This is a genomic window from Lyngbya aestuarii BL J (assembly GCF_000478195.2).
GTDB classification, from domain to species: Bacteria; Cyanobacteriota; Cyanobacteriia; order Cyanobacteriales; family Microcoleaceae; genus Capilliphycus; species Capilliphycus aestuarii.
In genome coordinates this window covers 1-1,951 of the sequence record NZ_AUZM01000179.1, presented here as the reverse complement: position 1 = coordinate 1,951, position 1,951 = coordinate 1, and the positions used below count along the sequence as shown (strand labels likewise).

The window sequence follows — 1,951 nt, the reverse complement described above, 5'->3', positions numbered from 1 at the left end:
TTTTGTCCAAGCCGTATCAATGCGACCGCCTACAAAGCTATGTAATAATATTTGATTGGGTTCGAGGTTAAACCATTCTTGTATGGTTTCAAATTCTAAAGTACCAATCGGACAAAGACCGATTTCATGCTTGGGTGCAGTTTCCATTAAAAGTTGGCTAATATAACCCGCTTCTAACAAACAAAAATCTTTTGCTTTTTCACCATAAATTGGATGAATTGCATTGAAGTTACCCATTAAAAATATAGCAAAAGCAGATTGTTCAAATATGGATTGATTTACCCCATATATTTTGTTATCAATTTGACCATTTTCTTGAATTAAAATTAAACGATGCTCTGCGGGATTGTAGTAATAAATTCCGGGTTGAATTTCTGCAATAGAATTCGGTTTTATATAACAATAGGTTTGTACGGGATAAAGACTTCCGGCTGAAGCATATCGATATTTAGGTAGGGGGGAGTTGTCTAGTTTGATTTGCATCAAACAGCTTATTAACTGACTAAATTCTTGTAAAGATATCGGTTTATCCAAGAATTTTCGATAACTCTGACGTTGTAAATAAGCCCGAGTAAATTCTTCACTGAGTTCGGGTTTGGGTAACTCAATGCTGGGTTGTTTAGCTTCTTCGGCGCGTAGTCCCGGTTGTTGTAACTTGAATTCAATCCGATCAATACCGGAGACATTTTGGGGTTCTTTCGGAACAATATAAGCAACTAATTGTTGATTTTCTCGTGTTTCCCCTATAGCTGTGACGATTGCTTCTTGAATGGCTGAATGGTGTTTTAAAGTGGATTCAATTTCACCGAGTTCTATTCGGTATCCATTAATTTTAACTTGAAAGTCTTCCCGACCTAAAAATTCTATATTTCCATCGGGTAAATATCGCCCTAAGTCTCCCGTTTTGTATAATTTTTCTTGGGTTTTAGGATGAATAATAAAACTTTTATTTGTCTTTTCAGGATTTCGCCAATATCCTTTAGCGAGTCCAATTCCACCAATATAAAGCTGTCCTGTCACCCACATCGGACAAGGCTCTAAAGCTTCATTCAAAACATAAAAACGTTGGTTCGCCATTGGACGACCATAGGGAATACTTTTCCAATTCGGATTAACCGTGTCAATCGGATAAAGAATCGACCAAATTGACGCTTCTGTTGCACCTCCTAAGCTAATAATTTTAGTATTTTTATTCAGTGTATTTTTGATGCGGTTGGGTAAATCTAAGGGTAGCCAATCTCCACTAAGTAAGACTAAACGTAAGGAATTTTTCACTTCAGAGCGAGAGTTTAAATGTTCTAACAGCATTTGCATCAATGCGGGAACAGAATTCCAAACTGTAATTTCTTGCTGTTCAATTAATTCTACCCAATGAGCCGGATCTTTAGTCGCCTCAGCATTAGGGATAACAATCGTTCCTCCGGCTGCTAACGTCCCCAAAATATCATACACTGATAGGTCAAAGTTCAGCGCAGATAGAGCTAAAATTCGGTCATCTGAGGTAATATTAAAACGCTGATTAATATCAATAATTGTGTTAACTGCGCCTTGATGATCGATCATTACTCCTTTTGGTAATCCCGTAGAACCAGAGGTATAAATCACATAGGCTAAATCTTGGGGACTATTATGAGTGTTTAAAGCCAAGTGTTCGGTTTCTTCTGAAGAAAGTTCAAGGTTATCTACACAAATTCGCGCGATATTTTCTGGAATTTCTAATTTATGATTCAGCCAAGATTGTGTGAGAATTTGTTTAACCTCAGTTTCTTGTAATAGGTGCAACCGTCGTTCTTTTGGCAGTTGAGGATCGATAGGAACATAAGCTGCACCTGCTGCTAAAATACCCAAAGCAGCGACAACTTGTTCCCAACCTTTTTCCATAATAATTGCAACTAATTGATTAGAAGAAACGCCGAGTTTCTGAAGTTGCTTTGCTAAATTTTGAGCAATA

Annotated in this window: 1 protein-coding gene; it reads right to left on the bottom strand. The window is 37.3% G+C overall.

What is annotated here, in order from left to right; all coding sequences use genetic code 11:
- Window positions 1-1,951: amino acid adenylation domain-containing protein (locus M595_RS27305; protein ID WP_023069822.1), on the bottom strand; the 1,951-nt coding region annotated here is incomplete at both ends.